Here is a 7,898-nt window from a genome sequence, read left to right on the forward strand (position 1 = left end):
ACCTTACCCAAACGTCAACTTCCCCGCAAGTCTTGTTCCCGTCGCGGCCACGGCATATGTTATCCCGATGTAACAAGGAGAGTGCTATCGATGGATATCGTGATTGTGGCGGCCAAACGTACCCCCATGGGGGCCTTCCAGGGGGCCCTGAGCGGGCTCGGTGCCCCCGAGCTTGGCGCCTGCGCCATCCGCGCCGCGCTGGCGCAGGCCGGGATGACGGGGGAGCAGGTCAATGAGGTCTATATGGGCAACGTGCTGAGCGCAGGGGTCGGCCAGGCGCCAGCCCGCCAGGCGGCGCTCAAGGGGGGGCTGCCGGACAGCGTGCCCTGCACCACCATCAACAAGGTGTGCGGCTCCGGCATGAAGGCGGTGATGCTGGCGGCGGACAGCCTGCGCCTGGGGGAGGCCGAGGTCGTGGTGGCGGGGGGCATGGAGAGCATGAGCCGCGCCCCCTATCTGCTGGACAAGGCGCGCAGCGGTTTTCGCATGGGGCATCAGAGCGTGCTCGATCACATGTTCCTGGACGGCTTGCAGGATGCCTACGAAGGCCATCTGATGGGTCATTACGCCCAGTTGAGTGCCGATCGCAGCGGACTGACCCGGGCCGACATGGATACCTTTGCCATCGCCTCCCTGGAGCGGGCGCTGACGGCGCAGCGCAGCGGTGCCTTTGCCGCGGAACTGGCTCCCGTCATGACCGCTGACCACACCCTGCTGCTGGCCGAGGATGAGCAACCGGGCAAGGCCAGGCCCGACAAGATCCCCGGCCTCAAGCCGGCCTTCAGCAAGCACGGCACCATCACGGCGGCCAATGCAAGTTCCATCTCGGACGGGGCGGCAGCTCTGGTGCTGATGCGGGGCGAGAGCGCTGCCCGGCTCGGATTGCCGGTGCTGACCAGGGTAGTGGGTTACCAGAGTCACGCGGCCTTGCCGGCGGAGTTTACCAGTGCCCCCGTCGGCGCCATCGACAAGTTGCTGGCCCGGGTGGGCTGGTCGGTGGAGGAGGTGGATCTGTTCGAGGTGAACGAGGCATTCGCCATGGTGAGCATGCTGGCCATGGCCGGGTGCGGCATTCCCCATCACAAGTTGAACGTGAACGGCGGGGCCTGTGCGCTGGGGCACCCTCTTGGCGCCAGTGGCGCCCGCATCCTGGTGACCCTGATCCATGCCCTGCGTACCCGCGGCCTCAGGCGAGGGGTGGCGAGCTTGTGCATCGGGGGAGGGGAGGCAACGGCCATCGCCATCGAGGCAGGCTGAATGCGTGGGTGAGATTGCAGCGGGTTGATGACATGACAACGTCCCTTCAAGAGGGACGTTGTCATGTCTGGCGGGAGTGGACCGGTTGCTCTTCCATGGCCTGAAGCTGCTGGTTGACCCAGGCGGTGGCGCTCAGATAGAGGTGGCTGACCTTCTCTTCGTTGAGGCCGAGCCGGACGGTGTTGGCGGCGACCCGCTGCCAGTCGGCTTTCTCGAAATCTTCACAGAACGCCAGGTAGAACCCGAGCTTGCCCTTGCGGGTGAGCAGGGCGGCACGAATGTCGTCGATCAGGGGAATGGAGCCGAGCAGCTGATCCAGCGGTTCTCCCATGAGCACGTCCAGCAGGGAGAAGAGGCCGGTGACAAAGGCTTGCTGTGCCTGCTCTGCGGGCGCATGGGTCTGGGCCAGCAGTTCGCAGAACCGGGCTCGGATGAGGGACATCTGATGGAGCTCGGCGCTCTTTTCACTCCCCGCACTGGTGGCGGCGATCAGGGCGACGAAGCGCTTGAGCTGGGCGTGCCCCAGGGAACTTGCGGCCTGGCGAAACGAGGCGATGGGTTGGGGGAAGCGCTTGAGGTGGTTGATGTAGCGCAACAGCTTGAGGGAGAGGGTGAGATCCTGGTTGAGCAGTTGCTCAATCTTGTCCAGATCCGGTTCGGTCTGATTGACCACCTCGAGCAGCTGCATCACCACCAGCTGGGCCGGCGGTATGGTGGGCTGTTGCACCATCTGGGGGCGGCTGAAGAAAAATCCCTGGAACAGGGTGACGCCGAGCTGCTTCATCCGCTCGAACTCGGCCTGATCCTCGACTTTCTCGGCCAGATAGGTGAGGGGCAGGTGGCGATGATTCGCCATGAAGTGCTCGATGCAGGGTTGCGGCGTGCTGCGCAGGTCGAACTTGATGATATGGATGTAGGGGAGGAACCTGTCCCAGTCTGAGACCATGGTGAAGTCATCCAGCGCCAACCGATAGCCCAGCCCATAGAGCTGGATCACTTTCTCCAGCAGCGCATCGTCGGGCTCGGCATCCTCCAGGATCTCGATCACCACCTTGTCACGGGGGAGGCATTCGGCCAATCCGTCCAGCAACAGGGAGTGGGGGAAATTGATGTAGCAGGGGTGATCTCCGATGAGCTGATCGATGTTCTGCTGCAAGAACTGCTCGGCAACCAGCCTGGAAGTGGCCTGCTGTGCGGAGACGGAGGGAAATACATTGTCCAGGCTGTCGCGAAACAGCAGCTCATAGGCTTGGGTGTTCAACTCCCGATCCAGAATGGGCTGCCTTGCTACATAGGAATACATGCATCTCTCCACCATGGTTACAGGCTTGATTCTATGGTGAAGCGGATCACTATGCCAGTGCCGACCGGTCGGGAAGGTCAACAACTGGCATACTATTTGTCAGGAAACCCGGGGTGTCAGAACAGGTAGTTGAGCTGCAGGCCGGCGAGCCAGGCATCCCCTTCCGAGGTGCCATTGAAGGTGGAGGTGGTCTGGGGGATGCCCGGCCTGAGCTGCATAGTTTCGCTCACGTCCACCTTCTTGCCGTCGATCAGGGTCAGCCCCAGATCCAGCGAGAGGTGGCGGTCAATCTGATAGCCCACGCCGGCGCTGTACCAGACCCGATCCGAGTCGGGGATGGAGATGGTGCGGCGATCCGCCGGGACCGGGCTGCGGTCGTAGGCGATACCGGAGCGCAATTGCCATTGGGGGGCCAGCTGGTAGGTCATCCCCAGGGCATAGCGCCAGCTGTCTTCCCAGTGCTCCTCCTTGATATGCATGGTGCCGTGGTGGTCGAGCTCGGATTCGAGCTGCACGAACTTGCTCCAGTTGGTCCAGTTGATGCTCGAATGCAGCGCCAGGGCCGGGGTGAGCTGATGGAACAGAGCCAGCTCGGCGGTGGCGGGCAGGGGCAGATCCAGGCTGCCGGTATCGGTGAATGGCTGGCCCCTTTGATCGATGCCGATGGCGTCACCGGAGAGGGTCAGGGTGACGTCGTGGCGATAGGAGAGACCGATGCGGGTTGCCTGCGACAACTCAAGCAGGGTGCCCAGGTTCCAGCCCATGGCCCAGCCATCCCCTTTCAGGTGCTTGGCTATCTGGTTGTTGGAGGGGAAAGTGCCGCCCACTTCCCCTTCCCCCTGAATGGCGGAGAGACCGGCCCCGACGGACCAGACACGGTTGATGCGATAGGCCAGGGAGGCCCCCAGATCCATGGTCTTGATGTCGGAGACGTTGCCGAAGTGACCGGCGTTGTAGTTCTCCGGCATCTTGACCCCGAGTCCGTAATAGGAGGTGGCGGCAAGCCCGAGGCGCCATTGCTCGTTGAGGGGCACGATGAGATAGGCGTTGGGCACCCAGGCGTCACCCGCAATGTCGTGGGCTCCGGCATCCAGGCTGACCGGCCCCTGGGGGGTAGGCACCCGTGTGGTGCCCTCGATGTTGACGTCGGGGTGCACGTGGATGACGCCGCCGGAGAAGGCCAGGGTATCGAACCGGGTCATGGCGGCGGCATTGCGGGAGAGCACGCTGGCATTGTCGGCGATGGCGGCCTCACCCGCGAAGGCACGCCCCATGCCGGTGGCGGATTGCTCCGCGAGTTGGAAGCCGGCAGCCTGCACCTGGCTCGACAGCAGCAAGAGGGCTATGAGGGAGGGTTTGAACGTCGGATGCATGGTCTTTCCTCGGGATGAACTGGGTGTTCATTCTGTTATTCGGTTGGGGCCGGGATTTTATATGGTATGACCAGCAAGGCAACGGGGAGAGGGGAACGTGGGGCAAAACGGGATTAAATGCTGAAAGAAATCCCCATAACAGCTTGATAAAAAAAGAAAAGAGTACAGTTGTTTACTACAGCTGTGCGCTCAGTTGGCGAAATTGGATAAAAAAAGAGCGCCCTGGGGCGCTCTCGATGATGACATGAAAATCAGAATTTCATGTTGAACTGGGCGGAAGCCAGCAGGGCGTTGCCGTGAGAGGTGCCCTTCCAGCGCAGCGCATCGCTGTGGTTGCGCAGGCCTTCGTTCACGTCCACTTCCTTGCCGTCCAGATAGGCCATGCCGAAGTCGAGGCTCATGTCCGGATTGATGTGGTAGGTGGCACCGGCGCTGTACCAGATACGGTCGGAGTCAGGAATGCTCAGGCTGCGGTATTCCGGCTCGATGGGGCTGTTGTCGTAGGCGAAGCCGATACGGGCTTCCCAGGACGGGTTGACGTACCAGGTACCGCCCAGGGCGTAACGGGCAGAGTCCTTGAACTTCTCGTCTTTTTGCAGGCACACGCCGCCGGCGCAGTTGCTGCTGGTGGCCTTGAGCTCCTGGAAGGCGCTCCAGTCGGTCCAGTTCACGGAGTAGTGGACAGCGAATTGCTGGTTCAGGCGGTGGTAGCCTGCGAACTCGGCCTGGGCCGGCAGATCCAGCTTCAGGTTGCCATCGACGACGCGGTTGCCGGAGGTGGCGCCCTGGAAGTCGCCGTCAAAGCTCAAGTCCACCTGGGAGCGGTAGGTCAGGGCGAGACGGTTGTTTTCGTTGATCTCGTACAGGGTGCCGACGTTCCAGCCAAAGCCCCAGGTATCGCCCTTCAGGTGAGCCAGACGGGTATCGGAGTTGGCACCTGGAATGGCGGCGGAAAGCGCACCGGCATAACGGTTCAGCTCGGCGGCGGCGTAGACGACATTGATGCCGGCACCGACGCTGAAGCTGGAGTTGATGCGATAGGCGATGTTGGGGTTGATGTTGAAGGTCAGCAGCTCGGTGTCACCTGCACCGGCACCGGCCGCGAAGGTCTTGGAATATTCGGTGGAGAGGCCGTAGTTGGAGAAGAGGCCGATCCCCCAGGCCCACTGATCATTCAGGGGCTGGATGAAGTAGGTGGCCGGCACGAAGGCATCGGGGGCGATGTCGCTCTCGCTGGACGGAGCCAGCTTGGTGGGGCCGGCATAGATGTCGCCAGCCACATCCACGTCGGGCTTGATATAGGTGCCGGATACAGACAGTGCCATCTTGTCGAAGGTGGTCATGGCCGCCGGGTTGCGGGACAGCACGGCCGCGTTGTCGGCGATGGCTGCTTCACCTGCGTAGGCGCGACCCAGACCGGAGGCCGAGTGCTCGTTCAGCTGGAACGCGGCGGCGAAGGTCTGGGTGCTGGCCAGGGTCACGGCCGCAGCGATCAGGCTTTTCTTGAAAAAGGCAGTTGTCATAGTGTTCTCTCTTTGTAAGCAGATTTTCTGTCGACATCGCGGCTCTTTGGCGGCTATTGACGACATGATCTGTTGTTATGTCAGCTTCTTCCCATTCATTGCTGGCGTGATTCTATGGATCTGGTAGGAGGTAAGAAATCAGACCAGTGACAGCAGAATACATAAAAGTTTCCATTGTGTTAATCATTTGTTTTAACTTGCCGTTTTATTAGGCTGATTTATCTATTATTGGATAAATAAAGCACAAATGGTGCCGTTTGCGTCATTTAAAATAAATGGTAGAAATGTGACTTCGCGCGGGCAATGGGCGGGAACATGCGGGGATATGGGGATGAACAGGCAGACAATGAGGATGTCTGCCTGTGATGTGGCTGAGGCGGAGGACGAGTCAGCCTGGGTCAAGGTCTGTTAAATGGACCAGTGCAGGTGTGACTCAAGCTGGCGGGCAACCGGGGCGAGGGGCTCCTGCATGTCTCCGATGAGCACCATGTTGGCCCCCTTGAGCGGCAGTATCTCCCCCTTGAGGGTCCCGTCTGCAAAATCGGACTGGATCGTCAGTGGCAGGTGCTTGGGGACGAGGAACAGGGTGACCGGTCCCATCTTGCCCTGCAGCACCATGTGCAGGGCCGGTCCCTGGTAGAAGGCGCAGTGGTTGACATAGGTTACCTTCATGCCCGGCATCTCGCTCAGGGTGGCGCCATATTTCTCCATTTTCGCGTTGATGGTGTGCAGGCTGACCCGCTCATCCACCGCATGAATGAAGGGCTCTTCCCCATAAACGTGGGACATGGCGACCTGAGCCAGCGACAGGGTGTCCGGTGCCACAGGCCAGCTGATCCAGCGGGTGCTCATGCCGAGCAGGAAGGCGACCGAGGCTGCGATGGCCAGAGCGCGCCATTGCATGCGTGCAGGAGTGACGGGCAGCGGGACCACCTGCTCCTCTTCGGCTGCCATCGCCTGCCTGAGCAGGATCCGCTCCGCAAGACCGGCCGGTACGTCCACTTCCAGAGTGCTGCGCACCTGGCGCTCGAGCTGCTGCATCTCGTCCAGATGCTTGCGATTGGCCGGTGACGCCTCGGCGGCTTTCAAGAAGGCGGGATCCCTGTCCGAGGGGTGAGTGATGGCCCGGCGGCGAAATTCAAGCTCATCCATTGTTGTGTCCTCTCTGTTGTTTCGCAGACTCCATGGCCTCTTTTATCTGGTTGCGGGCGCGAAACAGCCTTGTCATGACGGTGTTCTTGTTCAGGCCGAGTTGCTCGGCGATCTCCTCCCCGCTGAATCCCCCCAGAACCTGCAGCAGCAGCGGCTCCTGATACTCGGCAGGCAGGCGGGCGATGTGGCGCCTGAGCCATTCGTGCTCCATCTCCTGCTCGCTTGGCAGGACACCCTGATCCCGCAGGGGGTGCTCGTCGAGGTCGACGAGATCGAACTGCTTTCGCTCAAAGCGGCGGGCATTCTCCCGCCGCAATATGGTGATGAGCCACGCCTTGGCAGCCTTGTCGTCCAGCAGGGTATCTATCGCCTTCCAGGCGCGCAGGAAAGTCTCCTGCACCAGATCCTCGGCGATTTGCGGATCCCGGCACAGCCAGTAGGCGTAGCGGTAGATGTCCCCGTGCAGGGCGTGCACCAGGGCTTCGTACTTGGTTTGTTTGTCAGCCATCTCCCCATAGACCGGAGAAGTGCAGGGATCCTTTCCCGTGTCGGCCCTTTTTCTTCTGAAAAAACCTAACGCCATAAAGGGGTGTCCTGTTTCATGAGGGGCGCATCATGCACGCATCCACGCCAGTATTCGAAGACCATAGGCTATCGCAAAGCTCTCCCAGGTGCACAACTCCCTGGCGAGCGCCTGTCTGGGCAGGTGTTCGCCAGGGGCGAGTACGGGGGCAAAACAGGCCCGATCCAGGTCGTCCAGCAGCGCCCCCATGGCGGGGTCGCGGTGACAGGGCAGCCTGGTCAGATGAAGACAGGGGGTGTCCCAGCGCAGGACGGCCCAGGTCAGCAGGGTTTCTCTGGTCTCGTCAGGAGAGCCTGTGGCGAGGGCCCGTTGCAGGCGATAGAAGGCGCGCCAGCGCGGCCAGCGGCGCATGAATGCCCGCAGCAGGATGGCCAGGAGCACCCAATAGAGATACTGGACCCCTGGTGCGGGGGAGGCGGGAGTGGCGCTCTCCCTTGCCGTGAAGACCAGAGAATGTGCGGGCAGGCGCGCCTCCTCGATGCGGCCGCTCTGGGTGTTGAACCAGCGAAGGGTCTGGGGGGGCAGCACATAGCGCCCCGCCTCGTCGGCGGTCAGGGCCTGGCGCCACTGGCGCTCGAAGCGAAGCGCCCCCTCGGCCACGAATCGCTCCTGTTGCTGCTCGCCGTCCGGCTTCATGGAGAGGCCGGCGGGCAGGGGCGGGGCCGGCAAGGGGGGCAGGCGGTTGCCATCCCCCCCTTCCATCACCA

General features: G+C 61.9%; 6 protein-coding genes and 1 pseudogene. 1 reads left to right on the top strand and 6 read right to left on the bottom strand.

Going from position 1 to position 7,898, the window contains the following annotated elements:
- Positions 1-90 precede the first annotated feature (90 nt).
- Positions 91-1,257 (top strand): thiolase family protein, encoded by a 1,167-nt coding sequence (locus BN1120_RS01255; protein ID WP_042014385.1) that lies wholly within the window; start codon positions 91-93, stop codon positions 1,255-1,257.
- A gap of 61 nt (positions 1,258-1,318) precedes the next feature.
- On the opposite strand, the gene BN1120_RS01260 is transcribed toward BN1120_RS01255, so the two are convergent.
- The 6 genes and pseudogenes from BN1120_RS01260 to BN1120_RS21435 form a co-directional block, all read right to left on the bottom strand.
- Positions 1,319-2,560: an EAL and HDOD domain-containing protein gene (locus BN1120_RS01260; protein ID WP_042014386.1), complete on the bottom strand. Its 1,242-nt coding sequence runs from the start codon at positions 2,558-2,560 to the stop codon at positions 1,319-1,321.
- 116 nt (positions 2,561-2,676) lie between these two features.
- The gene (locus BN1120_RS01265; protein WP_042014388.1) at positions 2,677-3,933 is read right to left on the bottom strand and encodes an outer membrane protein transport protein; all 1,257 of its coding nucleotides are present in this window, start codon (positions 3,931-3,933) and stop codon (positions 2,677-2,679) included.
- A gap of 251 nt (positions 3,934-4,184) precedes the next feature.
- Positions 4,185-5,456 carry an outer membrane protein transport protein gene (locus tag BN1120_RS01270; RefSeq protein ID WP_042014389.1) on the bottom strand — a complete coding sequence of 424 codons (1,272 nt, stop codon included), beginning with the start codon at positions 5,454-5,456 and terminating at the stop codon, positions 4,185-4,187.
- A gap of 408 nt (positions 5,457-5,864) precedes the next feature.
- Positions 5,865-6,608 (bottom strand): DUF3379 domain-containing protein, encoded by a 744-nt coding sequence (locus BN1120_RS01275; RefSeq protein ID WP_042014390.1) that lies wholly within the window; start codon positions 6,606-6,608, stop codon positions 5,865-5,867.
- Entirely contained in the window at positions 6,601-7,191 is a 591-nt protein-coding gene (locus BN1120_RS01280) for a sigma-70 family RNA polymerase sigma factor (protein ID WP_080767841.1), read from the bottom strand. The genes BN1120_RS01275 and BN1120_RS01280 overlap by 8 nt, the downstream gene beginning before the upstream one ends.
- A gap of 30 nt (positions 7,192-7,221) precedes the next feature.
- Positions 7,222-7,898 (bottom strand): annotated as a pseudogene (locus BN1120_RS21435) (hypothetical protein); the annotation flags it as partial.

Origin of the sequence: Aeromonas caviae, from assembly GCF_000819785.1 — a bacterium.
In the GTDB taxonomy this organism is placed as follows: domain Bacteria; phylum Pseudomonadota; class Gammaproteobacteria; order Enterobacterales; family Aeromonadaceae; genus Aeromonas; species Aeromonas caviae.